19 protein-coding genes and 1 pseudogene are annotated in these 25,635 nt (G+C 67.4%); 6 read left to right on the top strand and 14 right to left on the bottom strand.

Features of this window, described 5'->3' with window-relative positions; all coding sequences use genetic code 11:
* Window positions 1-231 precede the first annotated feature (231 nt).
* The 3 genes from OH735_RS27890 to thyX all read right to left on the bottom strand — a co-directional run bounded on the left by OH735_RS27890 (window position 232) and on the right by thyX (window position 3,836).
* Entirely contained in the window at window positions 232-1,917 is a 1,686-nt protein-coding gene (locus tag OH735_RS27890) for a ribonuclease J (protein ID WP_406384377.1), read from the bottom strand.
* A 129-nt stretch (window positions 1,918-2,046) separates the two neighbouring features.
* Window positions 2,047-2,946: a 4-hydroxy-tetrahydrodipicolinate synthase gene (gene dapA, locus OH735_RS27885; protein ID WP_406384376.1), complete on the bottom strand. Its 900-nt coding sequence runs from the start codon at window positions 2,944-2,946 to the stop codon at window positions 2,047-2,049.
* 152 nt (window positions 2,947-3,098) lie between these two features.
* The gene (gene thyX, locus OH735_RS27880; RefSeq protein WP_406384375.1) at window positions 3,099-3,836 is read right to left on the bottom strand and encodes an FAD-dependent thymidylate synthase; all 738 of its coding nucleotides are present in this window, start codon (window positions 3,834-3,836) and stop codon (window positions 3,099-3,101) included.
* Between the two features lie 187 nt (window positions 3,837-4,023).
* Here thyX and OH735_RS27875 point away from each other — a divergent pair, with 187 nt between their 5' ends.
* Together OH735_RS27875 and OH735_RS27870 are read left to right on the top strand one after the other, a co-directional pair.
* The gene (locus OH735_RS27875; RefSeq protein WP_406384373.1) at window positions 4,024-4,263 is read left to right on the top strand and encodes a hypothetical protein; all 240 of its coding nucleotides are present in this window, start codon (window positions 4,024-4,026) and stop codon (window positions 4,261-4,263) included.
* A gap of 94 nt (window positions 4,264-4,357) precedes the next feature.
* Window positions 4,358-4,909 carry a hypothetical protein gene (locus tag OH735_RS27870; protein WP_406384372.1) on the top strand — a complete coding sequence of 184 codons (552 nt, stop codon included), beginning with the start codon at window positions 4,358-4,360 and terminating at the stop codon, window positions 4,907-4,909.
* Between the two features lie 44 nt (window positions 4,910-4,953).
* Here OH735_RS27870 and OH735_RS27865 read toward each other — a convergent pair whose 3' ends face one another.
* The 6 genes from OH735_RS27865 to eccD all read right to left on the bottom strand — a co-directional run bounded on the left by OH735_RS27865 (window position 4,954) and on the right by eccD (window position 12,237).
* Window positions 4,954-5,439, bottom strand: coding sequence for a hypothetical protein (locus tag OH735_RS27865; RefSeq protein WP_406384371.1), 486 nt, complete (start codon window positions 5,437-5,439; stop codon window positions 4,954-4,956).
* 13 nt (window positions 5,440-5,452) lie between these two features.
* Window positions 5,453-6,205 (bottom strand): 4-hydroxy-tetrahydrodipicolinate reductase, encoded by a 753-nt coding sequence (gene dapB, locus OH735_RS27860; protein WP_406384370.1) that lies wholly within the window; start codon window positions 6,203-6,205, stop codon window positions 5,453-5,455.
* Window positions 6,206-6,228: 23 nt separating this feature from the next.
* The gene (locus OH735_RS27855) at window positions 6,229-7,608 is read right to left on the bottom strand and encodes a M16 family metallopeptidase (protein ID WP_406384369.1); all 1,380 of its coding nucleotides are present in this window, start codon (window positions 7,606-7,608) and stop codon (window positions 6,229-6,231) included.
* On the bottom strand, window positions 7,605-9,818 hold the full coding sequence (locus tag OH735_RS27850) for a polyribonucleotide nucleotidyltransferase (RefSeq protein ID WP_406384368.1): 2,214 nt from the start codon (window positions 9,816-9,818) through the stop codon (window positions 7,605-7,607). The genes OH735_RS27855 and OH735_RS27850 overlap by 4 nt, the downstream gene beginning before the upstream one ends.
* Before the next feature lie 346 nt (window positions 9,819-10,164).
* The gene (gene rpsO, locus OH735_RS27845) at window positions 10,165-10,455 is read right to left on the bottom strand and encodes a 30S ribosomal protein S15 (protein ID WP_189546018.1); all 291 of its coding nucleotides are present in this window, start codon (window positions 10,453-10,455) and stop codon (window positions 10,165-10,167) included.
* 279 nt (window positions 10,456-10,734) lie between these two features.
* Complete coding sequence (gene eccD, locus OH735_RS27840; protein WP_406386769.1) at window positions 10,735-12,237, bottom strand: type VII secretion integral membrane protein EccD; 1,503 nt, start codon at window positions 12,235-12,237, stop codon at window positions 10,735-10,737.
* 235 nt (window positions 12,238-12,472) lie between these two features.
* Here eccD and eccCa point away from each other — a divergent pair, with 235 nt between their 5' ends.
* The 4 genes and pseudogenes from eccCa to OH735_RS27820 all read left to right on the top strand — a co-directional run bounded on the left by eccCa (window position 12,473) and on the right by OH735_RS27820 (window position 19,791).
* Window positions 12,473-16,447 carry a type VII secretion protein EccCa gene (gene eccCa / locus OH735_RS27835; protein WP_406384367.1) on the top strand — a complete coding sequence of 1,325 codons (3,975 nt, stop codon included), beginning with the start codon at window positions 12,473-12,475 and terminating at the stop codon, window positions 16,445-16,447.
* Between the two features lie 269 nt (window positions 16,448-16,716).
* Window positions 16,717-17,162 (top strand): annotated as a pseudogene (locus OH735_RS27830) (hypothetical protein).
* Entirely contained in the window at window positions 17,162-19,243 is a 2,082-nt protein-coding gene (locus tag OH735_RS27825; protein ID WP_406384366.1) for a hypothetical protein, read from the top strand. Before OH735_RS27830 ends, OH735_RS27825 begins: the two are co-directional and overlap by 1 nt.
* A gap of 119 nt (window positions 19,244-19,362) precedes the next feature.
* Window positions 19,363-19,791 carry a hypothetical protein gene (locus OH735_RS27820; RefSeq protein ID WP_406384365.1) on the top strand — a complete coding sequence of 143 codons (429 nt, stop codon included), beginning with the start codon at window positions 19,363-19,365 and terminating at the stop codon, window positions 19,789-19,791.
* 120 nt (window positions 19,792-19,911) lie between these two features.
* Here OH735_RS27820 and OH735_RS27815 read toward each other — a convergent pair whose 3' ends face one another.
* From OH735_RS27815 to mycP, 5 genes are all read right to left on the bottom strand, one after another.
* Complete coding sequence (locus tag OH735_RS27815) at window positions 19,912-20,214, bottom strand: WXG100 family type VII secretion target (protein ID WP_406384364.1); 303 nt, start codon at window positions 20,212-20,214, stop codon at window positions 19,912-19,914.
* A gap of 64 nt (window positions 20,215-20,278) precedes the next feature.
* Window positions 20,279-20,638, bottom strand: a complete 360-nt coding sequence (locus OH735_RS27810) for a WXG100 family type VII secretion target (protein WP_406384363.1) — start codon at window positions 20,636-20,638, stop codon at window positions 20,279-20,281.
* A 79-nt stretch (window positions 20,639-20,717) separates the two neighbouring features.
* Window positions 20,718-21,974 carry a S8 family serine peptidase gene (locus OH735_RS27805; RefSeq protein ID WP_406384362.1) on the bottom strand — a complete coding sequence of 419 codons (1,257 nt, stop codon included), beginning with the start codon at window positions 21,972-21,974 and terminating at the stop codon, window positions 20,718-20,720.
* Window positions 21,975-23,741: 1,767 nt separating this feature from the next.
* Window positions 23,742-24,203 (bottom strand): hypothetical protein, encoded by a 462-nt coding sequence (locus tag OH735_RS27800; RefSeq protein ID WP_406384361.1) that lies wholly within the window; start codon window positions 24,201-24,203, stop codon window positions 23,742-23,744.
* Window positions 24,204-24,372: 169 nt separating this feature from the next.
* On the bottom strand, window positions 24,373-25,629 hold the full coding sequence (gene mycP, locus OH735_RS27795; protein WP_406384360.1) for a type VII secretion-associated serine protease mycosin: 1,257 nt from the start codon (window positions 25,627-25,629) through the stop codon (window positions 24,373-24,375).
* Between the last annotated feature and the right edge of the window lie 6 nt (window positions 25,630-25,635).

Below are 25,635 nucleotides of genomic sequence, written 5' to 3'. Positions count from 1 at the left end.
TCCGTTCCGTTTCCGGTTCGAATTTGAATTCTGATGGCCTTTGGAGTGACCTTGCCTTTCGGCGGATCCGACTTTATCAGAAGTTCTGAGTCGGAATTCCCGCCCCTATCGGGGTGGCCACGACGCACGAGTGCGCGGGATCGTTCCCCGTCAGGCGGAGCCGTAAACGTACTGGAGCGGGGCGCCCGATGCAAATCGGGGGCCCCGCTCCGCAGTTCACGCCTGTCGGGGTCAGACCTCGACGACGACCGGAAGGATCATCGGGCGTCGGCGGTAGGTGTCGGAGACCCACTTGCCCACCGTGCGGCGGACCAGCTGCTGGAGCTGGTGGGGCTCCAGCACACCGTCCTGGGCGGACCTGTTGATCGCTTCCTCGATCTTCGGCACGACGGCGCTGAACGCCGAGTCGTCGATGCCGGAGCCGCGGGCATGGATGTCCGGGCCGCCCGTGATCTTGCCGGAGGAGCTGTCGACCACGATGAAGACGGAGATGATGCCCTCCTCACCGAGGATCCGGCGGTCCTTGAGGGAGGTTTCGGTGACGTCCCCGACCGAGAGGCCGTCGACGTACACGTAACCGGCCTGGACCTTGCCGACGATCTTGGCCTTGCCGTCGATGAGGTCGACCACGACGCCGTCCTCGGCAATGACGATGTGGTCCTTAGGAACACCGGTGAGGGCGCCTAGTTCGGCATTGGCCCTGAGGTGGCGCCACTCGCCGTGGACCGGCATCAGGTTCTTCGGCTTGCAGATGTTGTAGAAGTACAGCAGCTCGCCGGCCGAGGCGTGGCCCGAGACGTGGACCTTGGCGTTGCCCTTGTGGACGACGTTGGCGCCCCAGCGCGTCAGCCCGTTGATCACGCGGTAGACCGCGTTCTCATTGCCCGGGATCAGGGAGGACGCCAGGATCACCGTGTCGCCCTGGACGATCCGGATCTGGTGGTCGCGGTTGGCCATACGGGACAGTGCGGCCATCGGCTCGCCCTGGGATCCCGTACAGACCAGCACCACCTCGTCGTCCGGCAGGTCGTCGAGGGTCTTGACGTCGACCACCAGGCCCGCGGGGACCTTCAGATAGCCCAGATCACGGGCGATGCCCATGTTGCGGACCATCGAGCGGCCGACGAAGGCGACCCGGCGGCCGTACTCGTGAGCCGCGTCGAGGATCTGCTGGATGCGATGCACGTGGCTGGCGAAGCTCGCCACGATGATGCGCTTCTGGGCGTTGGCGAAGACCGTACGCAGGACGTTGGAGATGTCCCGCTCGGGCGGTACGAAGCCGGGGACCTCCGCGTTGGTGGAGTCGGAGAGAAGAAGGTCGATGCCTTCCTCGCTCAGCCGGGCGAACGCGTGCAGGTCGGTGAGCCGGCCGTCCAGCGGGAGCTGGTCCATCTTGAAGTCACCGGTCGCGACGGCCATGCCCGCAGGCGTGCGGATGGCGACCGCGAGTGCGTCCGGGATCGAGTGGTTGACCGCGACGAACTCGCAGTCGAAGACTCCGATGCGCTCGCGCTGGCCCTCCGCGACTTCGAGGGTGTACGGGCGGATGCGGTGCTCCTGGAGCTTCGCCTCGATCAGCGCGAGGGTCAGCTTGGAGCCGATGAGGGGGATGTCCGGCTTCAGGCGCAGCAGGTAGGGGACACCACCGATGTGGTCCTCGTGGCCGTGCGTGAGGACGATGCCCTCGATGTCGTCGAGACGGTCCCGGATCGTGGTGAAGTCCGGCAGGATCAGGTCGATTCCGGGCTGCTCCTCCTCCGGGAAGAGAACCCCGCAGTCGACGACGAGCAGGCGGCCGCCGTACTCGAAGACCGTCATGTTGCGGCCGATTTCGCCGAGGCCGCCGAGCGGGGTGACCCGGAGGCCGCCCTTCGGGAGCTTCGGCGGGGTGCCGAGTTCGGGATGCGGATGACTCAAAAGACTCTCCTTACCACACGCGCCACGTACCGCTTGGGCACGTGGCGCGCATGTCATTCGTGCACTTGCTGTTGTCTGTGTTGTCGCTCTTGCGAGTGTTCTTCGCATATTCAGTTGTGAAGTCTGTGGTTACAGCTGTACCCCACCGGCGGCGAGATCGATCTTGAGCTGCGCCGTTTCCTGTGCGGTGAGTTCCACCAGGGGGAGGCGCAGCGGGCCTGCGGGGAGGCCCTGGAGGGCCAGTGCCGCCTTGGTGGTGATCACGCCCTGAGTGCGGAACATGCCGGTGAAGACCGGCAGGAGCTTCTGGTGGATCTCCGTGGCCTTCTGGACGTCGCCGCCGAGGTACGCCTCGATGAGGGCGCGCAGGTCGGGGGTGACGACGTGGCCGACGACGGAGACGAAGCCGATGGCGCCGACCGAGAGGAGCGGCAGGTTCAGCATGTCGTCGCCGGAGTACCAGGCCAGGCCGGACCGGGTGATGGCCCAGCTTGCGCGGCCGAGGTCGCCCTTGGCGTCCTTGTTGGCGACGATACGCGGGTGCTCGGCGAGCCGTACCAGCGTCTCAGTGTCGATCGGCACACCGCTGCGCCCGGGAATGTCGTAGAGCATCACCGGCAGCCCGGTGGCGTCGGCGATGGCCGTGAAGTGACGGAAGATACCTTCCTGCGGCGGCTTGTTGTAGTAGGGCGTCACCGCGAGGAGGCCGTGGGCACCGGAGCGCTCGGCCGTGCGGGCGAGCTCGATGCTGTGCCGGGTGTCATTGGTGCCGATGCCGGCGACGACGTGGGCCCTGTCCCCCACTGCTTCCAGTACAGCCTTGACGAGCTGGTCTTTCTCCGCGTCGCTGGTGGTCGGGGACTCGCCGGTGGTGCCGTTGATGATCAGGCCGTCATTGCCTGCGTCGACCAGATGGGTGGCGAGCCGCTGGGCACCTTCGAGGTCGAGTGCGCCGTCCGCCGTGAAGGGCGTGACCATAGCGGTGAGGACCCGCCCGAAGGGGGTCTGCGGAGTGGAGATCGGAGCCATGGGTAACACGCTACTCGTTGCTCAGCGCCCAATGCCCCCTCGGGGGGACACGCGGTAGGAGCCCGGCACTGCCTGCTCGGGGGTTCAAGCAGTGCCGGGTCCGTTTGATCAGCCTAGATGAACTTCACGAAAGGCCGCAATACGGACACCGCTTACGGGGCTACGCGTCCGTTTTTGTTGAAGGCTGCATGGGTGAGCGGCATGAGACGGGCCCAGTGCTCCTCCATCTGCTGGCCGACCATCTCGATCTCCCGCTGCGGGAACGAGGGCACCTTGGCCAGCTCGTGCTGGGTGCGCAGGCCGAGGAAGTGCATCAGCGACCGGGCGTTGCACGTGGCGTACATCGAGGAGAACAGGCCGACGGGGAGCACCGCGCGGGCGACCTCGCGGGCCACTCCTGCGGCGAGCATCTCCTGGTAGGCCTCGTACGCCTGGCGGTACGAGTCCTCCATGACGCGGCCGGTGAGCTCCTGCTGGGCCTGGGTGCCCTCGACGAACTCATACTTCCCCGGGCGCCCCTGCTGGACGAGCTTGCGGGACTCCCCCGGGACGTAGAAGACCGGTTCCAGCTCCCTGTAGCGGCCCGATTCCTCGTTGTACGACCAGCCGACGCGGTGGCGCATGAACTCGCGGAACACGAAGATCGGGGCGCTGATGAAAAAGGTCATCGAGTTGTGCTCGAACGGGCTGCCGTGCCGGTCGCGCATCAGGAAGTTGATGAGCCCCTTGGAGCGCTCGGGGTCCTTCGTGACCTCCTCCAGGGACTGTTCACCGGCCGTGGAGACACGGGCCGCGAACAGGACGTCGGAGTCGCCTGCGGCATGTTTCACCAGCTCAACGGTGACATCGCTGCGGAAGCTGGGCTTTGCGGGCTCGGGGGTCTCGGTCACCGGCGGGGTCCTTCCAATTGCGTCGCTCGGGCGGCGCCCACTCTACGGGCCGCCACTGACAACGAGGGCTGGAAGGGCCGTGCCGGGATTTCTTCGACCAATTCGGCGATTCGGGGCACCGAACGGGTCTGTCGAGCGTCTGACTCAGTAGGAGCATCCGCACCAAGGTTCTAAGGAGAGTTTCCTCATGTTCCGCCGGCGTGAATCCGTCCCGTTCGCGTTCGTAGCCGAGGCCGACCGATTCCGCAGTAACGTCACCCCGCCCCCGCGTGAGCGCACCAGCGTCTCGCAGCTGGCCGACCGTACCCTCGTCGGGCTGACGGTCGTCGCAGGTCTCGTAGGGTCGCTGATCCTCGGCCTGCCCGCGCTGAGCACCGCCCAGGACCCGTCGCACTCCCAGCAGACGGAGGCCGCCCACGAGCACTGACTCGTACAGGCCCCCTGGGGTGGTCGGGGCGGTGACCTCCTCGGTAGCCTCACCGAGCACAGCAATCGAGCGTGCTTGTGAGTGAGGATCAGTCGTGCCCCTGCCCTTTCTGACGGCCGACCGCGCGTTTGACGCGAGCGCTGAGGACATCGCGCTGCCGTACGACGACCACGACAAGTGGCGGCGTCCGTACCGCCCCGGGCCCTGGCGGGTCGCGGCTGCGGCCTCCATGCTGCTGCTCGCGTCGTTCATCCTGCTCGCGGGGATGGTCATCGCGTTCGCCGGGGAGATGCCGGGGGCCGCCGCGTGTCTGGGACTCGCGCTCGTGGTCATCGCCTGTGCCCTGCGCCTGCTGCGGCTCGGTGCCTGGGTGAGCAGGCACGGCGTGCGGCGGGTGGGCTTCTTCACGACGTCGACCGTGCCGTGGAATCGGGTCACGGCCGTCCGTACCGTGCAGCAGCCGGTGAAGTGGCTCGGGTTCCCGCGCACAGTGCAGGGGCAGGCGCTGATCGTCGTACGGCAGGGCGGCGAGGCGATTCCGCCCCTGCTCACCGACAGCAATGCGGATTTTCTGGCGCGGGGCGAGGCGTTCGACCGCGCCGCGGACACGGTCGAGGCGTGGGGGGACGAGTATCGGCGGCGCTGAGGTCGGAGACGGTTACCGGGCGGGCCCGGTAACCGTCTCCGACCTCAGTCGCCGGCCGGACCCGATCCGGCCGGTGTGACCCGTCCGGGGACGCGCCTCGTGTGCAGGGCGATGGCGCGTTGCATGGCCTTGCGGGCCCGAGGGGTGTCCCTGGCGTCCTGGTAGGCGACGGCCAGGCGGAACCAGCAGCGCCAGTCGTCCGGGGCGTCCTCGGCCTCCTCGCGGCGCCGTGCGAACACGGCGTCGGCCGAGGCGCGGTCGATGCGGCCGGACGGGGTACGGACCAGTTCATCGACCGGCAGGCCGCCCTCCGCGTCGAGTTCCGCGGCCAGCGCGTTGGCCCGCGCCACGAACTGGGTGTTCTTCCAGAGGAACCAGACCCCGATCAACGGCAGGATCAGCACCGCGACCCCGAAGGTGACCGTCAGCAGGGTGCCGTGCTTGATGAGCAGGACGCCACGGCTGCCGACCAGGACGAAGTAGAAGACCAGGACGGCAGCGGTGACGAAGTAAGTGATCTTTGCGCGCATGGCGGGGGCTCAGTCAGTTCAGGTCGAGGAAGTTTTCCAGGCCGAACGTCAGGCCGGGAGTGGTCACCACGCGGCGCGCGCCGAGCAGGATGCCCGGCATGAAGCTGCTGTGGTGCAGGGAATCGTGGCGGATGGTGAGGGTCTCCCCCTCGCCGCCGAGCAGCACTTCCTGGTGGGCGAGGAGACCGCGGAGCCGGATCGCGTGGACGGGGACCCCGTCGACGTCCGCGCCGCGGGCCCCGTCCAGGGCCGTGGTGGTGGCGTCCGGCTGCGGGGCGCAGCCGGCCTTGCGCCGGGCGTCGGCGATCAGCTGGGCGGTGCGGGTGGCGGTGCCCGAGGGCGCGTCGACCTTGTTGGGGTGGTGGAGTTCGATGACCTCGACGGACTCGAAGTAGCGGGCGGCCTGCTCCGCGAACTTCATCGTGAGGACGGCGCCGATGGAGAAGTTCGGCGCGATGAGCACACCGGTCTCCGGGGAGCCGGAGAGCCAGGTGTTCAGCTGCGCAAGCCGTTCGTCGGTCCAGCCCGTCGTACCGACGACGGCGTGGATGCCGTGCCGTACGCAGAAGTCGAGGTTGCCCATCACCGACGCGGGGGTGGTGAGCTCAACGACGACCTGGGCGCCGGTTTCCGCGAGGGTCTCCAGCTTGTCGCCGCGGCCCAGGGTGGCCACCAGCTCCATGTCGTCGGCGGCCTCGACGGCTCGTACCGCTTCGGATCCGATCCGGCCCTTGGCGCCGAGAACGGCCACACGCAGCTTGCTCATTGCTCTGCTTCCTTACGGGTGGGTTAGGAGACCGCTTCGTCGAGGCGGTCGGCCTGCTTGTCCTTGAGCGGGCCGATGACGGAGAGCGAGGGGCGGTGTCCGAGGACCTCGCCCGCGACCGCGCGGACGTCATCGGGGGTGACCTGCGCTATCCGGGCCAGCATGTCGTCGACCGACATCTGGTCGCCCCAGCACAGTTCGCTCTTGCCGATGCGGTTCATCAGCGCGCCGGTGTCCTCCAGGCCCAGGACCGTGGAACCGGAGAGCTGCCCGATGGCGCGGCCGATCTCCTCGTCGTTCAGTCCTTCGGACGCTACCCGGTCGAGCTCGTCCCGGCAGATCTTGAGGACGTCGTGGACCTGGCTGGGCCGGCAGCCCGCGTACACGCCGAAGAGTCCGCAGTCGGCGAAGCCCGAGGTGTACGAGTAGACGCTGTAGGCGAGACCGCGCTTCTCCCGTACCTCCTGGAAGAGGCGTGAGCTCATGCCGCCGCCGAGGGCGGTGTTGAGGACGCCGAGCGCCCAGCGCCGGTCGTCGGTACGGGCCAGGCCCGGCACGCCGAGGACGACATGGGCCTGCTCGGTCCGGCGGTTCAGCAGCTCGACGCGGCCGGCGGTGCGCACCGTGCGGGAGCCCGCGCGCGGGCCGACCGGGACGGCGTCGGTGCGGGACAGGGCGCCCGCGCGCTCGAAGGCCTTGCGGACCTGGCGTACGACCGTGGCGTGGTCGATGTTGCCCGCGGCGGCGACGACCAGGTGTGTGGGGTCGTAGTGCTTCTTGTAGAAGCGGGTGATCCGGCCGCGGTCGAGCGCGTTGATGGTGTCGACGGTGCCGAGGACCGGGCGGCCGAGGGGGGTGTCGCCGAGCAGTGTGTGCGCGAACAGGTCGTGCACGCAGTCGCCCGGGTCGTCCTCGGTCATGGCGATCTCTTCGAGGATGACGCCGCGCTCGGCGTCGACGTCCTCGGCGGTGATCAGCGAGCCGGTCAGCATGTCGCAGACGATGTCGATGGCCAGCGGCAGGTCGGTGTCGAGGACCCGCGCGTAGTAGCAGGTGTACTCCTTCGCCGTGAAGGCGTTCATCTCGCCGCCGACCGCGTCGATGGCGGCGGAGATGTCGAGGGCGCTGCGCTTGGCGGTGCCCTTGAAGAGGAGGTGTTCGAGGTAGTGCGTCGCGCCGTTCAGGGTGGGGGTCTCGTCGCGTGATCCGACGCTGGCCCAGATCCCGAAGGTGGCGGAGCGGACGGAGGGCAGGGTCTCGGTGACGACGCGGAGGCCGCCCGGAAGGACGGTCCGCCGGACCGTACCGATGCCGTTGGTGCCCTTGAGAAGCGTTTGGGTACGGGCGACGGCCCGCGCCTCGGAAGAGGCGCGGGCCGTCGTCACGGAACTACGGGACGTCACTTGGAGGCGTCGTCCTTCTTCTCGTCTTCTTCACCCTCGATGACCGGGATCAGGGAGAGCTTGCCACGGGAGTCGATCTCGGCGATCTCGACCTGGACCTTGGCGCCGACGCCGAGCACGTCCTCGACGTTCTCCACGCGCTTGCCACCGGCGAGCTTGCGGATCTGCGAGATGTGCAGCAGGCCGTCCTTGCCCGGCATGAGGGACACGAACGCACCGAAGGTGGTGGTCTTGACGACCGTACCCAGGTAGCGCTCGCCGACCTCCGGCATGGTCGGGTTGGCGATCGAGTTGATCGTGGCGCGGGCGGCCTCGGCGGCCGGTCCGTCGGCGGCACCGATGTAGATGGTGCCGTCGTCCTCGATCGTGATGTCGGCGCCGGTGTCCTCCTGGATCTGGTTGATCATCTTGCCCTTGGGGCCGATGACCTCACCGATCTTGTCCACCGGGATCTTGACGGTGATGATCCGCGGGGCGTTCGGGGACATCTCGTCCGGGACGTCGATGGCCTCGTTCATCACGTCGAGGATGTGGAGGCGGGCGTCGCGGGCCTGCTTCAGCGCGGCGGCCAGGACCGAGGCGGGGATGCCGTCGAGCTTGGTGTCGAGCTGGAGCGCGGTGACGAACTGCTTCGTACCGGCGACCTTGAAGTCCATGTCGCCGAAAGCGTCCTCCGCACCGAGGATGTCGGTGAGGGCGACGTAGTGGGTCTTGCCGTCGATCTCCTGGGAGATCAGGCCCATGGCGATACCGGCGACGGCGGCCTTGAGCGGCACACCGGCGTTCAGCAGCGACATGGTGGAGGCGCAGACCGAGCCCATGGACGTCGAGCCGTTGGAGCCCAGCGCCTCGGAGACCTGGCGGATCGCGTAGGGGAACTCCTCGCGCGTCGGCAGCACCGGCACGATGGCGCGCTCGGCGAGCGCGCCGTGGCCGATCTCGCGGCGCTTGGGCGAGCCCACGCGGCCGGTCTCACCGACGGAGTACGGCGGGAAGTTGTAGTTGTGCATGTAGCGCTTGCGGGTCACCGGGGAGAGGGTGTCCAGCTGCTGCTCCATACGGAGCATGTTGAGGGTGGTGACGCCCAGGATCTGGGTCTCGCCACGCTCGAACAGCGCCGAGCCGTGCACGCGCGGGATGGCCTCGACCTCGGCGGCGAGCGTACGGATATCCGTGACGCCACGGCCGTCGATGCGGACCTTGTCCTTGATGACGCGCTCGCGGACCAGCTTCTTGGTCAGCGAACGGTACGCGGCGGAGATCTCCTTCTCGCGGCCTTCGAAGGCCGGGAGCAGCTTCTCGGCGGCGATCTCCTTGACGCGGTCCAGCTCGGCCTCGCGGTCCTGCTTGCCGGCGATGGTGAGCGCCTGGGCCAGCTCGGACGTCACGGCGGCGGCGAGCGCCTCGAAGACGTCGTCCTGGTAGTCCAGGAAGACCGGGAAGTCACCGGTGGGCTTGGCGGCCTTGGCGGCGAGGTCCGACTGGGCCTTGCAGAGCGCCTTGATGAAGGGCTTCGCGGCTTCGAGACCGGCGGCGACGACCTCTTCGGTCGGGGCCTCGGCGCCGTCCTTGACGAGCTGGATGGTCTTCTCGGTGGCCTCGGCCTCGACCATCATGATCGCGACGTCGCCGTCCTCCAGGACGCGACCGGCGACGACCATGTCGAAGACAGCGTCCTCGAGCTCGGTGTGCGTCGGGAAGGCGACCCACTGGCCCTTGATCAGGGCGACACGGGTGCCGCCGACCGGGCCGGAGAAGGGCAGGCCGGCCAGCTGCGTGGAGCAGGAGGCGGCGTTGATCGCGACCACGTCGTAGAGGTGGTCGGGGTTGAGCGCCATGATCGTCTCGACGATCTGGATCTCGTTGCGCAGGCCCTTCTTGAAGGAGGGGCGCAGCGGGCGGTCGATCAGGCGGCAGGTGAGGATCGCGTCCTCGGAGGGCCGGCCCTCACGACGGAAGAAGGAACCGGGGATCTTGCCGGCGGCGTACTGCCGCTCCTCGACGTCCACCGTGAGGGGGAAGAAGTCGAGCTGGTCCTTGGGCTTCTTGGACGCGGTGGTGGCCGACAGCACCATGGTGTCGTCGTCCAGGTACGCGACGGCGGAGCCGGCGGCCTGCTTGGCCAGGCGGCCCGTCTCGAAGCGGATGGTGCGGGTGCCGAAGGTTCCGTTGTCGATAACGGCCTCGGCGTAGTGGGTCTCGTTCTCCACTAGCGTTTTCTCCGATACATATCGTCTTCTCGCCCCCACGCCCGTGTGGCGGGGGACGGTAGCGGAGAAGCCCTCCATCGGCGGGCCGGTCTTCGATCGAAGCACCCGGGTCGATGAGTCCGGGGGCCACTACCGAGGACCGGCGGCGGGGAGGTCTGCTTCTCGCTCGTCCGTGGTTCGTTCTGCTGGTCGTTCTACGACCAGGTTACTGAGATTCGGCTCAGCTTGGCATTCCGGGCGTGCGGGCGGACCCGGCACGTCCCGTACATGCGTACGTACGCACAATCGTACGTACAACAAAGGGAGCGGTCCCCTCAGTAGTGGGAACCGCTCCCTTCACGGCGTTTTACTTGGCGCCGCCGGCCGCACCGCGGCGGATGCCGAGGCGGTCGACCAGGGCGCGGAAGCGCTGGATGTCCTTCTTGGCCAGGTACTGCAGAAGGCGGCGACGCTGGCCGACCAGGATCAGCAGACCACGGCGGGAGTGGTGGTCGTGCTTGTGCGTCTTGAGGTGCTCCGTCAGGTCCGAGATCCGGCGAGAGAGCATCGCGACCTGGACCTCGGGGGAACCGGTGTCACCCTCCTTGGTGGCGAACTCGGCCATGATCTGCTTCTTCGTAGCGGCGTCGAGCGACACGCGGTACTCCTCTTTGATGTTCGATGCGTCCGCGAGTGCCCCTGGTCTGTTCTCAGGGGGGCTTCCGTTACTCGGGGGCGAAGGTCCGATGAGCGCAGCTCCCAGGATGATCCGGGAGGGCGTACACAAACGGCCGTCACACAGCGTACCAGTCCAGCGGAGCCGGTTCGGTCGGGGGTGAGGCGGCCCCTGGCGCCGGGGCACGACCTCGTCCCCAATCGCAGGACGGGCTTGATTCTGCCCGGCCGAGCTCGGGTTTCGCCGGGTGGGCCCGCCGGGTCAGCTGGTGAGCGCGCGGATCGAGTGGTAGACATCGAAAACGGCGAGGCACAGGGGCATCAGCGTCAGGAGCACACACGCTTCGGCGATCTCCAGGAAGCGCCCCCAGAACGGGGTGACCCCCTTGCGCGGCACGATCAGCCCGATGGCGGTGATCAGGGCGGCGGCGCCCGCAACGGCTGCGGTGAGCCAGATCGTACGGATGTCGAGCGCGGTGCTGTCCCCCGCGACGGCCTCGCGCACCATCTCGACCGGCGGATTGAGGGACAGGCCGAGGCCCAGGAGCACGAGTGCGCCGAGACCCGCCGCCAGCGCGCAGCCGACCTGGGCCGTGTACCGGAACAGGTGGGAACGCATCAGCATGGCGACTCCGGTGGAGAGCGCCAACAGCTGGCCCCAGATGTTGTCCGAGAACCCCAGGACGGCCGCGGCGCCCACGGCCACCAGCGCGCACCCGCCGACCAGGCCGACGAGCAGTTCGTGGCCGCGGCGCGCCTGGGCGGCGATGCGGTCGGCGTCGACCGGGCCCTGCGGCGCCGGTTCGGACGTCCCGTAGTCACCGGCGGTGGTGCGGGGCGGCTCGAAGCCGATGGGAAGGCGGGCGAAACGGGTGGAGAGACCGGGCAGGAAGGCGAGGACACCCACGGAGAGCGGGGCGCACACCGCCGCGGTCTCGGCAGGCGCCATGCCGGTCATGATCGCGACGAAGGTCACCAGCAGGCCGATGGCGGCGGCGAACACGAACGCGACGAAGACACCGTCCCCGCCCGGTGCGGCGATCATGAGGATCACCGCCGCCACCAGCACGGCGGCGCAGGCGAGCAGGAACTGGAGCCTGCCGATGCCCTGCCCCTCGCCGAGCGGCAGCAGCCCGGCACCGGAGACCGCGGCGTTCGCGAGCGCACCGATCCCCAGAGCCGTGGACGATCCCCGGTCGTCGTACACGCGCGCACGTACGCACGCGAGTGCCAGAGCGAGTACGGCGATGATCGCGGCAAGGACGCCCGGCAGGCCGTGCATGTCGTGCCGGGGGCCGGAGGTCCACAGCACGAAACCGAGCAGGACCAGCAGGAGCGACCCTCCGAAGAGCCCGGCTCCGCGCATGAGGCTGTCGCCCCAGAGGGTGCGGTCCCGGGCGACGGCGGTCGCGACCGCGTCGGAGACGTCGTCGAAGACCGCGGGGGGCAGCGACTCGGAGAAGGGGCGCAGGGAAAGCAGTTCACCGTCGAGGATGCGCTGACCGGCCAGAGTGCGCCCGCTGTCGAGGACCGTGCCGTCGCGACGTACCAGGTGATAGCCGACCGGAGCGCCCTGGGCGGGACTCTGTCCCGACAGCCGGAGGATCTCCGGGTACAGGTCGGCGACGGGGATGTCCTCGGGCAGCGCCACGTCGACGCGGCTGTCGGGCGCGACGACCGTGACCCGGCAGAAACCGGTTCCGCTGCCGGCCGGAACTCCGGGACCCGGCCGACCTTGTCCGGTGGCCGCCGCTTGGGCCGTCATAGTCACCTGCTGCTCCCCCTCATCGTTCTCCTGAAACGATCTCCGGGATCGCGGGCCTCGCTCGCGCCCCGAATGACCGTTTCCTTGCGGTAGTTAGCGAATGCTTACACGCGTCGCGACACCCTACCGCTCTCGGTGTCCTTCCATACGCCAGTAGGATCCTCCCGCGGATGGAGCCCGTCGCCACGGGGGCGCCGATACGAACAGTTCTGTCCGGCAAGGGAATTGGTGAGCTGTGAGCCAGATCGTCGTCAAGCGCCCACCGCGGGCCCTGCCCTCCGAAGTACCGGACGAGCAGGTGCAGTTGCAACCGCCGCCCGAGCTGCCTCGCGGTCAGCAGGAGGGGGTGATGATGCAGCTGCTGCCGATGCTCGGCATGGGTGGTTCCGTCGTCTTCTTCTTCATGACCCCGAACCCGATCATGCGGATCATGGGCGTGATCATGATCGCGTCGACGGTCGCCATGGCCATTGCGATGATGGTCCGCTTCCGGCGGGGCACCCAGGGGCAGCTCGCCGACATGCGGCGTGACTATCTGCGGTATCTGACGCAAACCAGGCGCGCCGTACTGAAGACGGCCCGCAAGCAGCGCGACGCACAGTTCTATCTCCACCCGTCCCCGGACCAGCTGTGGGCGCTTGTCGCCGAGGGCAGCCGCGTGTGGGAGCGCCGCGTCGGCGACGCCGACTTCGCGCAGGTACGCATCGGCCTGGGCAGTCAGGAACTCGCCACGCCGCTCATCGCGCCCGAGACCGCGCCGCTCGACGAGCTGGAGCCGTTGACCGCGGGGGCGATGCAGCAGTTCCTGACGACCCACAGCACGCTGGACGGCCTGCCCATGGCGGTCTCGCTGCGCGCCTTCTACCACCTGACGATCAGCGGCGAAGCGGAGTCCGTCCGTTCCACGGCCCGCGCGATGGTCGGTGCGCTCGCCTCGCTGCACTCCCCCGAGGACCTGATCATCGCCGTCGCGACGGGCCGGGACGCCGCCCCGCACTGGGAATGGGCGAAGTGGCTCCCGCACGTCCAGGCCGCGGGCTTCATCGACGGTGCCGGCGTCCGCCGTCTGATCACCACGAGCACCGGGGAGCTGGAGGAAATGCTCGCGGGCCGGCTCGAGGGCCGGCCGCGCTTCCAGCCCGATGGCCAGCCGCTCATGGACCAGCCTCATGTCGTCGTCGTGCTCGACGGCCAGTCCGTGTCGCCGGTGTCGGCGCTCGCCGCGGCCGAGGGCCTGCAGGGCGTGACGGTCGTCGAGGTCGTACCGGGTGAGGTCAACGGGGCCCGCGGCGGCCTTTCCGTCGTGGTGCACCCCCATTCGCTGCAGCTGGAGTCCGGGCACGGGCTGGTCTACGACGGCCTTCCCGACCTGCTCAGTCATGAGGCCGCCGAAGCACTGGCCCGGCAACTGGCGCCGCTCCACGTGGCCACGGGCGGGGACGACGACGAGCCGCTGCTCGCCAATCTCGAATTCACCGATCTGCTGAACCTCGGTGACGCGGCCTCGATCGACGTCAGCAGGACCTGGCGGGCCCGCTCCCAGGCGGAGCGGCTGCGTGTCCCGATCGGCGTCGGCGAGGACGGCGCCCCGGTGATGCTGGACCTCAAGGAGGCGGCGCAGGAGGGCATGGGGCCGCATGGCCTGTGCGTCGGCGCCACCGGTTCCGGCAAGTCCGAACTGCTGCGTACGCTCGTACTCGGCCTGGCCGTCACCCACACCTCGGAGACGCTCAACTTCGTCCTCGCGGACTTCAAGGGCGGTGCCACCTTCGCCGGTATGGCGCAGATGCCCCACGTCGCAGCGGTGATCACCAACCTCGCGGACGATCTGACGCTGGTCGACCGGATGGGCGACTCCATCAGCGGTGAGCTCAACCGCCGCCAGGAGATGCTGCGCGACGCGGGCAATTACGCCAACATCCATGACTACGAGAAGGCGCGTGCCGCGGGGGCCCCGCTGCAGCCCATTCCCTCGCTCGTTCTGGTCATCGACGAGTTCAGTGAACTGCTGACCGCCAAGCCCGACTTCATCGAGATGTTCGTACAGATCGGGCGGATCGGCCGTTCGCTGGGCGTCCATCTGCTGCTGGCCTCGCAGCGCTTGGAGGAAGGGCGGCTGCGCGGGCTGGAGACCTATCTGTCGTACCGGATCGGCCTGCGTACGTTCTCCGCGGGCGAGTCCCGGGCGGCGCTGGGTGTGCCCGACGCCTACCACCTGCCCAACGTCCCCGGTTCCGGATACCTCAAGTACGGCACGGACGAGATGGTGCGCTTCAAGGCCGCCTACGTCTCCGGGGTGTACCGCTCGGGCGCCCAGCCGGCCGTGTCCTCCGGCCCCCTGCCGGTGGACCGCAGGCCGGTGGTGTTCACGGCGGCTCCGGTGCCGGTGCAGTACGTACAGCCGAGCCCGCGGACCGGGGCCTTGGTGCCCGACGCGCGTACGCCGGAGGACGACGCCCTGGCGGACACGGTGCTCGATGTGATCGTGCGCAGGCTGGAGGGCCGGGGGGCCTCCGCGCACCAGGTGTGGCTTCCTCCGCTGGACAACCCGCCGTCGCTGGACGAGCTGCTTCCGGGGCTCTCCGCGGTCGAGGGCCGTGGGCTGACCCAGCCCGGATTCGAGGGTTCGGGCCGCCTCGTCGTACCGCTCGGCGTGGTCGACAAGCCGTACGAGCAGCGGCGCGACACGCTCTACCGGGACTTCTCCGGTGCCGCGGGCCACATGCAGATCACCGGTGGTCCGCAGTCCGGCAAGTCCACGCTGCTGCGCACACTCATCGCGGGCTTCGCACTCACCCACACGCCGCAGGAGGTCCAGTTCTACGGACTCGACTTCGGTGGCGGCGGCATGGCCTCGGTCTCCGGTCTGCCGCACGTCGGCGGGATCGCCTCCCGGCTCGACCCGGAGCGGGTGCGGCGCACGGTCTCCGAGGTGTACGGGATCATGGCGCGGCGCGAGGAGTACTTCCGCAGCGCGGGCATCGACTCCATCGCCACCTTCCGCAGGCTGCGGGCGCGCGGCGACATCTCGGCCACGGACCAGCCGTGGGGCGACGTCTTCCTGATCATCGACGGCTGGGGCAACTTCCGTACGGACTACGAGGGACTGGAACCGGCGGCCGTGGACATCGCGGCGCGCGGCCTCGGATACGGCATCCACCTGATCGTCACGGCGTCGCGCTCCATGGAGGTCCGGGCCAACCTCAAGGACCATCTGATGAACCGGCTCGAACTGCGGCTCGGCGACGTGATGGACTCCGAACTGGACCGCAAGGCCGCGGTCAACGTGCCGCCCGGCGTGCCCGGTCGTGGTCTCACTCCGGAGAAGCTGCACTTCATGGCCGCGGTACCGCGGATCGACGGCATCAACTCCGACAGCGACCTCTCCGAGGCCACGGCGGCCATGAACCAGGAGGTCGCCCGGCACTGGACCGCGGCTCCCGCCCCGGCGGTCCGGCTGCTGCCCCGCGAACTCCCGGTGCGCGAACTGCCCGCGGGCCACGCGCACCCGGAGCGGGGCATCGCGTTCGGTATCGACGAGAACAACCTGGAGCCGGTCTTCCTCGACTTCGAGCGCGACCCGTTCTTCCTGGTGTTCGGCGAGAGCGAGTCCGGCAAGTCCAATCTGCTGCGGCTGCTCATCAAGCAGTTGACCGAGAGGTACGACGCAAACGCCTGCAAGTTCTTCGTCATCGACAACCGGCGAGCGCTCCTGGACGTCACCCCCGCGACGCACCTGGCGGAGTACGTGCCCATGTCCAACAACATGGAGCACCACGTGGACGCGCTGTACGACCTGATGAAGCGCCGTACGCCGTCGCCCGACGTCACGGCGCAGGAACTGCGCGAACGCAGCTGGTGGAGCGGCCCGACGGTGTACGTGGTCGTCGACGACTACGACCTGGTCTCCACGTCCAGCGGGAACCCGATGGCCAAGCTCACGGAGATGCTGCCGTTCTCACGTGACGTCGGCGTCCGGTTCATCATCGCCCGTAGCACGGCGGGGGCCGGACGGGCCCTGTACGAGCCGTTCATGCAGCGCGTCATGGAGCTGGGCGCGCAGGGCGTGATGCTCTCGGGCGACCCCATCGAGGGGGACGTCCTCGGCAACGTACGCCCGCGACCGATGCCCCCGGGGCGCGGTGTCTTCGTCACACGGCGGCGCGGGAATCCGCTGGTGCAGTCGGGGCTCATGGACGGGGAGCGGTAGCGGCGTCGCGTGCGCGGCGGGCGGGGCAGCGGCGGGGCAGGCCCCCGTGTGGCTGCTCCCGCCTGCCGCGTACTCCGCGCCGTCGGTCACCGGTCACCGGTCGCCGGGGCCAACAGGACTGACGGGACTGGCACAGTATGAAGATCGGATGGCTGCGAGGCGGGCACTGAACTCGCGTCAAGTTCGATTGACAGGCCGATTTTTCGAGTGAAGGATCGAAGTCTTCTCATCCATCTCGGCGGAAAAGACTGCACGGGGAAAGGGGTCTGATGACCTGGGACGAGTGGGAGCAGCTCAAGACGGCGGCTGTCGAGAATCGCTCCGCGGCGATGCAGCTGAACCGTGTACCGGACGAGGGCGGCGCGCCCGCTCCCGAGGCGACCTGAAGGTCGATCAGCAAGACCTTGCGGCCGTCGGTGACGCCGCGTTCAAGCTCTTCGACAATCTGGGCAAATACGGCCGCGATGCCTGGTCCATCAGCCAGACGGCCGCAAAGGATCTGAGCACCCAGGGCTTTGCGCTGGGCGGCGCGCTCGACCACGTACAGGAGCGCTGGGAGAACCAACTCAAGACCCTGCTGGACGCCTGCGCGCACATTTCCAATCACATGGATTTCACCAAGGGTGCACACGCCGGTGACGAGTACTACATCTACGGCGTCGTGAGCAGCATATCGACGCTGGACGACGGATTCACGGAGAGGACGCAGCGCTGATGGACTTCGAAACGCTGCGCCAGGGCAGCTTCAGCCAGCTCGGCCAGGCCATCACTGCCTGGAAGGGGGTGGTGGACAAACTCGAAACACTGGAATCGGACGCACGGGACGATTTGAAGGCGAAGGCGGACAAGGCCAACTGGGCCAGCATGAATGCCATGGTCTCTCGTGAGTTCATCACCAAGACGGCGGGTGAGTTCTCCGACGCCCACACTCAGGCGAAGACCATCCACGACATCCTCAAGGACACCCACGACGAGCTGGTCAGCTACAAGGAGCAGTTGGATCAGGCCTTGGAGCGGGGCCGCAAGAAGAACGGCACGGTGACCCAGACCGGCGGTGGCGGCTTCACCGTGACGATGCTCATCCACCCGGACCGCGCCGCCAAGGGCCACGAGGTTCCGGACCACTCTCCGCAGGACGCGGAGCACCTGCGGGACGACGTGCAGCGCATCCTGAACCGGGCGACGGAGAGCGACACGACGGCGGCGACCGTCCTGCGCACCATCGTCGACCAGGCCGAGGTCGGCTTCTCGGGCGCCTCGTACAGTGACCGTGACACCGCGATCGACGCCATACGCAAGGCGGAGGAAGCGGCCAAGCTGATCAAGGAGAAGGGCGACGAGATGTCGCCCGAGGAGTTCCAGAAGCTGAACGGTCTGCTTGCCTCGTACAAGAACGACCCGTTGTTCCAGGAGAAGTTCGCCACGCAGCTGGGTCCGAAGGCGACGTTGGAGTTCTGGGCGGACCTTTCGAGCCCGGACAGCCCGAATGACCTGACCCGGACGCAGCTCAACCAGCTCGGTGACTTCCAGAAGAACCTGGGCGATGTCCTCGGTGGCGCCACCCAGTCGGACAGCCCTGCCATGCGGCAGTGGGAGAACAACATGGTGAAGCTCGCGGGCGAGCGGTACTCCACCCGCCAGGGTGACGTCTGGGGCTTCCAGATCATGAGCAACCTCATGCGCACGGGCGACTACGACGACCAGTTCCTCAACGAGTACGGCAACGAACTGGTCGCCAGGGAGAAGGAGATGAGGCTTCCGGACCACTTCTGGAACAAGCTTCCGAAGCCGAAGCTGAACTTCATCGGTGACGAGGAGTTCGGCCGCGACCCGATGACGGGCTTTCTCACGGCACTCTCCAACAGCCCGGACGCCTCGACGGACTTCTTCAACACGAAGGAACCGCAGGACAACGCGCAGTGGGTGCTGAAGGACCGCCCGTACTTCGACGACACGCCGCTGAATGACGGCCCGAACCCGGCCAAGGACGCGGCGGGCAAGGCCATGTTCGCGGCGGTGTCGGGCGTGTCCAGCCCAGACGCTCCGAAATCGGAGTTCCTGCCACACACTCCCGAGCAAGATGAGGCCATGAAGCGGTCCCTGAAGTTCCTCGCGGCGACGGGCAACGACTTCCCGCCGGAGATACGCGACGACATGGCGTACGCCATGGGCAGCTACAGCAAGACCGTGCACGAGGCGATGAGCGATCCCTTGGGATCGCATGGGCTGGACGGCGACCAGCTCATGGAGGTCAGCAAGCAGATCTCCCGCAACAAGGACTCCTACGCCGAACTCGTGACGCAGATGCACGGCGCGATCGTCGCCGACATCAACACGGAGACAAAGCATCCGGAAGACAGCTTGGACAAGGCCGGCCGCACGATCGGCTTCCTGGAGGAGGCGCGGTACCAAGCGACGAACGACAAGAAGGACGGCGACCTGACTGACGCCTCGTGGAAGAAGATGTGGACATACCACGTTGTCGGTGGCCTACTCACTCCCTGGCATCCAGCCGGCGACGCGGTGCAGCGCGGCGTGGACGCGATTACCGCGGCCTGGCTCGAGGACAAGCAGAACGAGATCAACGCCACGGCCAATGCCAACCACAAGGACACCTACGAGGCCCGCAACGACGAGCTACGCGCCCTGGCGGACATCTGGTACGCGAAGAACGAGAATTGGGCTGAGGATCCGGCGCACGAGGGGTACTCCAAGGGGCACGGTGTGTACTCCTCCATCGGCGCCTCAGCCAATGACGGAAACAAGAAGGCCGAAGGCGTCGCGGGGGACCAGTGATGAGAACGAGTACGCGAAGCCTCGCTGCCTCGGTGCTCACCTGCTGCCTCGCGCTGTCCCTCATGGCGTGTGGCGGCGGACGGGCGTACACCGTTCCGAAAGAGGCCTGCGGGGTCCCGTTGAACAAAAAGAAGCTCGACCCGTTCCTCGTCGACGGCGAGGAACTCAAGGTCGTGGGTGATTCCCTCATCGATACCAAGGGGAAGAGCCAGGGACGCTGTGAGATTTCGGTGGACGACTGGCTGGTGGCAAACCTCGAAGTGGACAAGGTGGACAAGCTCTACGACCCCATGGGAGACCTGGACAGCTTCCGATTCCGGAACCGGGAGGAGATCAAGGACCTGCCGTTCAAGGGCCTGGGAGCAGTGGGCGACTATAACGCCATGGTCAGTACGGGCTGCGAGGCGCCGACGGCGGACCACCTCATCGTACTGGTCACCATCAGCCTCAAGGCGGGTGGCGACGTTGCCGAACGCCGTAAGCACATCCAGGACCTCACCCTCGACTTCGTACCGAAGGTGAAAAAGGCTCTCGGCTGCACTGCCTGACACCCGCGTCCATAGCCGTCTCCCGAGAGACGGCTATGGACGCGGGTCAGGGTGTTCAGGGCACAGGTCAGGGTGGGCACCTCCCGTGCGTGCCCACCCTGACCTGTGTTCTGCCGAGTCCTACTCGAAGTTGGCCCTCGCCCGCTTGTCGCCGGCATGGTAAGCGGCACCAGCTTCGCGCACCTTGCGGGAGATCTCGCTCAGCGCGGTGTGAATCTGCCTGGCGTCCTCGTCCCAGCCGGCCTGAGCGGTGTCATAGGCACTCTTGGCTTCGCCCACCCAGAGCTCGGACACATTGGCGATCATCCGCTTGATGGCCGCGAGGTCCTCCTGGAGCTGCTTGCTCTGCCGGTCAATGGCACCGGCTGCGAGATCCAGGCTCGAATAAGTGACAACCATCGTGCCGTCGTTGTTGTTCGGCATGCGGTCCTCCCGTGTTATCTAGGTTTGGTATGAAGGCCTCGTACGTGGTACGGGCGCGGCAGGGTCAGAATTTGTTGAGGTTCGAGGTCCTGGCCTCTGCGGTCGCGTCACCCGAGTAACCGTCGACGACGTCGATGCCCTGGAGGGCCTGCCTGACTTCGTCTTCGGTGTTGCCCGAAATGGTTCGCGCCGCCTTGATGGCCTCCTGGTAATTGAGGAGCCGACGGGCGATGCTGACCATCCTCCGGTTGATCTGTTCCTGCTTCGTGTTGAAGGCGCCGGCGCCGATGCCCTTCCAGGCGCCTTCCAGGCTGTCGATCGTCGCCTGTAGCGTCTTCAACTGGCCCTTCACGGAGTCGAACCGTGTGGAGAGCTCACCCTCCAGCTTGAGGAGAGCGGCATCTGAGAGCTTTTGATCGGCCATGGTTTCGGCTTCCTTCCTGGTGCTCTTATTCGGTCCGGCTTTACTCGCCGGTGGGTACGGGTGAAAAACTTACGGTCGGTCAGGTGGTGCGGCGCTTACGGACGAGCGCGAAGGCTCCGCCGCCGAGCACGACTACCGCTGCCGCTCCGCCGATGATCAGGCCGAGCGGACTGCCGTCGCCCTTCTCCTTGCTGGAGCCTGCCATGACGGCGTCGTCAGCCTTTTCTTTCTGCTCGGGCTGTGACGAAGCTGGTGCAGACGGGGCGGGGGAGGCCGAGGAGCCGGACGTCTTTTCCTTGGTTAGGGGGCTGATGTCCGGGGCGCCGGGGTCTCCCTTGCCCTTGAGGATGTTCATGGAAGGGCGGATCAGGCCGTGGCCGAGGTACTTGCTGAGCGTGCCCTTCCCCCAGTCACGGCTAGCAGTGTCGAAGAGAACGTTGAGGACCTGGTTCGCAGTCCAGTCAGGATGGGCGGACCACACCAAGGCTGCGGAGGCGGATGCGATGGCTGTGGCTGCGCTGGTGCCGCCATCGCCGTCGCAGTAGCTTCGAAATGTGGTGTCGCACCAGCGCGGAACGTCATTCCCGGGAGCAGCGATATCTACGATGTTCCCGTTCTGAGAATACTCAGCCACCTTGCCCTCGCGGTCAGCCGAGGAGACACCTACGACCTGTGGGTATGCGGCAGGATATTGTTCCTTATTGCCCTCTTTTGCATCATTTCCGACAGCCGCGAAGAACAATTTCCCCTTGCTCTGGGCGTACTTCACGGCCTCCCGCTCCTCCCGTCCCGGGAATTCACTACCAAATGACATGCTGATAATCCGTGCATCACTGTCCGCTGCGGCCCGGATGGCGTCTTCAGAGTCATGAGCGTTCACCGAATGCTCATTCTGGAACTCCGTATCGGTGATCCGCAACGGGATGATCTTTGCGCCTGGGGCGAGGCCTTTCAGGCCCCCGCCCTCGCCCGTTCCGGCAATCAGCTCAGCCATGGTTGTGCCATGCCCACGATAATCGTCGTACTCATCGCCGTCGGCACCTGTGGCGTCAAGCCCCTTCAGGACCTGTCCCTTCAGAGAGGGCGTGGACGCGTTGACACCGGTGTCGATGACAGCAACCTTGATGCCTTCGCCCGTGGTGACCTTCCACATCTCCTCCGCCTGCATCGCGCTGAGGTACCACTGCTTCGATTGCACATCTGCGGCGAGCACGGAGGGAGCAGCCCCTGTGAATCCCACACTCAAGGCAGCGGCCACAGCCATCGTGCCGAGCAGGCGTCCTCGAAATCCGAGAGGCATGCGGCGCTTCCGGGTCTGGCTCATTCCTGCTGTCATCCTGACTTCCGAACCTTCCCTGTACCTATTCGATCACCGGCGGTGCGGCTCCACGCCGTCCGGCCTCCCACGTCTCTCTGTCTTCCGTCAGGTAGTCCGGGCGCGGCGTGCCACCGTCCTGCTCCTCGTCGTCAAAGTCCCGTCGGCCTGCGGGCCCACGCACGAGACCTGCGCCCCCAGCAGTGAAGCCCCTTGCGCCGCCGGATCCGGCAGCACCGCCACGAGGCGTACCCACGACTCCGTTCGAACTGGGAGTGCCTCGCCCACCAGGACGGAGCGCGCTGCTGGTTCCTCCGGCCCCGATGACTCCCCGCTGCCCGGCACCTCCAGCAGAGCCGCCCGTTTGTGCCGCTCCTCCGGCTCCGATGGCTGTGCCGCGCGGCATACCACGAGCCCCTCCGGACGTACCCGCGCCCGGAACAGCGCGCTGCGGGGTCCCACCTACGATGCCGCTTCCTCGACCGGCAAGCGGCCCTGATGTTCCGGGCCTACCCGCATGGCCTCCTGCTATGGGCCTGCCGCCAGTCACACCGGATCGACCGGCAACAGGGGACTGACCGCCCCCGCGTCCAGATGTGCCTGAGGCCGAACCTCCGCCCGTCGGAGCCGGACGCCCCACCGGGGCTCCGGCGCGACCATTCGTCGCAGGACCACTCCCAGTGGAACCGCCGGCTCTAAGCCCGCCGCCCCCGGGCTGCCCGACTGCCCTGGGTGCGCCTGTTGGTCCCTGAGCCCACCGCGAGCGAGCTGTCACGGGGTTCACAAAGCCATTCGCCATGGGCGGAGTCCACCCTCCCCCTGGACCGGTGGGACCTGTGGCCGAAGGGCTGGGAGATGTACCAGGAGCGGTCACGGGAGCCGACGGCGTGGCCACACTGTTGATCTCCGTCGAGGTGCTCTTGTCCAGCACGGGTGCAGTTCCGAGCGCCTCGATCGCAGCTTGCCCACCAGTGCCCGTGGCGCCCATGGTGGCTGTACTGCCCGACGCAGCGTGCTGCGAGCTCTCTCGTGGCGTACTGTTCCCCACCGCATCAGAGCCTGCTGATGAGTTCCCGGAGCCGAGAGGCGTTTCTCTGCGGCCCCGCGGCCGCGGCATCGCAACATCAAGTTTCTTGTCGAATCGCGGCGGCTCCTGCGCCGCCAGCGTCTCCTCCGAAACCGAGTAGTACGAAGCCAGTCGGTTCGCCTGGTTGATGGCCTCCTGGCGGTTCTTCTCGACCTTCACCGCGGCGACGTACTCCGGGTTGCCCTCGATCCGCTTCGGGGCCTCGATGTCCTCGACGGACTTGCGGTTCAGGCGGTTGTCGCGCGGCGGCAGGGATTTGCGCACCGATGCGAGGCCCGTGCCCGCGACCGTGATCTGTGTCCCGGCCGCCTCCGCGAATTCGCCCAGCTTCGTGGCGTGGGCGACCAGGCCGTTGCCCCAGTCGCGGAAGGCGATTCCGGACTCGCCCTCCCAGTCGACAGCCTTGATGAAGTCGCCCAACTCATCCGCGGCCTTGTTGATGGCCCACTTTGCCTTCAGGAGCGCCTCACCCGTGTCTTCCAGGTGCTCCGGGTTGGAGTTCTCGATCAAGTCGATCATCGTGTTGAGTTCGTGGCCCTCGAACGAAGTCCGTCCTGAGGATCCCGAACGTCCGAAGCCGAAAGACTCCATGACGTTCTGGACCTGCCGGTTGACATCCGTGACGATCAACTGGGCCTGGACTCGTTGCTGGTCCTGCGCCTGCTGTTCCTTGGGGGTCAGTTCCGGCTTCTTCGGATCACTCATTCGGCTGCCCACCCCGAGTCACTCTGCTTGTCGGCGTTGCGAGGCTCAGGCTTGTCGGTCCTTTCCGCCTGCGCCTTCTCCTGCTCCTTGTCCAGGCGCGTCTGGATCTCATAGAACCGGCGCCGCACCTCGTCGTCCACGTTGTCGAAGCCGACGGCCGCCGCGTGTACGCCCAGGCTCAAGTACTCGATCTGGTCGCCGAGGGACTTGGAGAGCGAGACGAGTGCCTCGTGGACGCGGCTGTACTGCGCGTACAGCCCGTCTGCCTCCGCGAAGCACGCGTTCTGGCCACTCAGGGCAGCGCGTGACACCGTCTGCGCCGCGATCTTCGACTTACCGGCTGCCGAGCCCTCGAGCTCCGCGAGCAGCGTGTTGACACGCCCCCTGAACGTCTCCAACGCGCCTACGCCACGCCGGAGGTTACCCGAGCCGCCCCCGCCACCGACTGGATCGGTCACGATCCTGCCCTCCCCGATTCCCCGTTTGCTCAGACTGCCACGCGTTGCTATCGCACCCGCGTGAACAAGTCTGACCTCATTCCACAAACTCTAGCCACAGGCTACGAGAGGACCAACCTTCTTATCCATCACGTAACTTCCGCAGACCGTTTCCCGGTTGACGGCCTCGTCAGGCATGGCCCGCTCTTCCCAGGCGCCCGGACCGCCGTCGGGTGTCGCGCACGGCCACGGCGACGCCCGCTATCGCAGCGACCAGTACTGCCCCGCCCACCACCACGTAGGTCGCCAGGCGGGCGTTGCGTTCGTCCGCCGTTTCGCCCAGGTGGAGTTCAGCCGGTGTCGGCGCTTCGCCCTTGCTCACACCTTCGTTCGCCACCGGGCGTTCGATGGGCTTGTCGTCCTCCGTCAGGGCACGCACCGGGTCGACGACGCCCCAGCCCACCAGACGGTCGTGGCCCGCGATCGAGCGTTCCGCCGTCTGCTGGATCTGGGCGACGATCTGTTTCTGCGTCCAGCCCCGGTGCTTGGCCTTGATGAGGGCGGCGACTCCTGCGACGTACGGGGCCGAGAAGCTGGTGCCGTTGTCGGCGCAGTGTCCGCCGCCGGGGACCGTCGAGATCATGTCCACGCCGGGGGCGGCCACGCCCACGAACTCGCCGGACTGGGAGAAGGCCGCCCGCTCGTTGTTGCGGTCCGACGCGGCGACGGCCAGGACACCGTCGTACGAGGCCGGGTAGGTCTCCTTGACGTTGCCGCCGAGCCCGTCGTTGCCGGCGGAGGCGACGATCACGATCTCCTTGGCCAGGGCGGCGTCCACCGCCTGCTTCAGAACGCCCGTGGGCTTCACCGCGTTGGCCGTGTCCTGGGAGATGTTGATGACGTCCGCGTGAGCGACGTCGGCTGCGTAGCGGATGGAGGCGGCCAGCGAATCGGCTGTTCCGTGGCCCTCGGCGTCGTTCTGCTGGATCGGAATGATCGTCGCGTCCGGAGCCAGGCCGGTGAAGCCGGTGCCCTTCACCTCTCGCGCTGCGATGATTCCGGCGACCTTGGTGCCGTGACCGACCGTGTCGGTGGTGCCGTTCTCCTTGCCGCGCTCGATCTTGTTGCCGTTCTCGTCCTTGAGGTTCTTCTGCAGGAAATTGCGGCCGCTTGCGGTGTCCACGGCCCCCTTGAGCTGAGGGTTCTTGACGTCCACGCCCGTGTCGATGACGGCCACCCGTACCCCCTTGCCGGTGGACTGCTTCCACAGCTCGTCCATCAGGACGCGCTGCAACGCCCAGGGGCGGCCCGCGTACTTCTTCGAGGGGAAGGTGCACTGGGTGGAGTCGTCCGCGGCGGCGGGCAGTACCGGCAGCGTGACGAAGAGGACGGCGGTGGCGGCTGCGGCTGTCAGCGGACGCCGGTACCGAGAGGAGTGCGTCGTCATGTGGAT

Source organism: Streptomyces sp. NBC_01618 (genome assembly GCF_045209435.1).
Taxonomy (GTDB): domain Bacteria; phylum Actinomycetota; class Actinomycetes; order Streptomycetales; family Streptomycetaceae; genus Streptomyces.
The sequence above is the reverse complement of the archived record's forward strand: the minus strand, read 5'-3'. Positions and strand labels throughout refer to the sequence as shown.

Bases quoted from the DNA above. Each gene is read 5' to 3' on its own strand.
- dapB (WP_406384370.1), bottom strand. From the start codon at position 6,205: ATGAGCAAGCTGCGTGTGGCCGTTCTCGGCGCCAAGGGCCGGATCGGA.
- OH735_RS27865 (WP_406384371.1), bottom strand. From the start codon at position 5,439: ATGCGCGCAAAGATCACTTACTTCGTCACCGCTGCCGTCCTGGTCTTC.
- OH735_RS27815 (WP_406384364.1), bottom strand. From the start codon at position 20,214: ATGCCGAACAACAACGACGGCACGATGGTTGTCACTTATTCGAGCCTG.
- OH735_RS27825 (WP_406384366.1), top strand. From the start codon at position 17,162: ATGGACTTCGAAACGCTGCGCCAGGGCAGCTTCAGCCAGCTCGGCCAG.
- dapA (WP_406384376.1), bottom strand. From the start codon at position 2,946: ATGGCTCCGATCTCCACTCCGCAGACCCCCTTCGGGCGGGTCCTCACC.
- OH735_RS27810 (WP_406384363.1), bottom strand. From the start codon at position 20,638: ATGGCCGATCAAAAGCTCTCAGATGCCGCTCTCCTCAAGCTGGAGGGT.
- eccD (WP_406386769.1), bottom strand. From the start codon at position 12,237: ATGACGGCCCAAGCGGCGGCCACCGGACAAGGTCGGCCGGGTCCCGGA.
- mycP (WP_406384360.1), bottom strand. From the start codon at position 25,629: ATGACGACGCACTCCTCTCGGTACCGGCGTCCGCTGACAGCCGCAGCC.
- OH735_RS27805 (WP_406384362.1), bottom strand. From the start codon at position 21,974: ATGACAGCAGGAATGAGCCAGACCCGGAAGCGCCGCATGCCTCTCGGA.
- OH735_RS27875 (WP_406384373.1), top strand. From the start codon at position 4,024: ATGTTCCGCCGGCGTGAATCCGTCCCGTTCGCGTTCGTAGCCGAGGCC.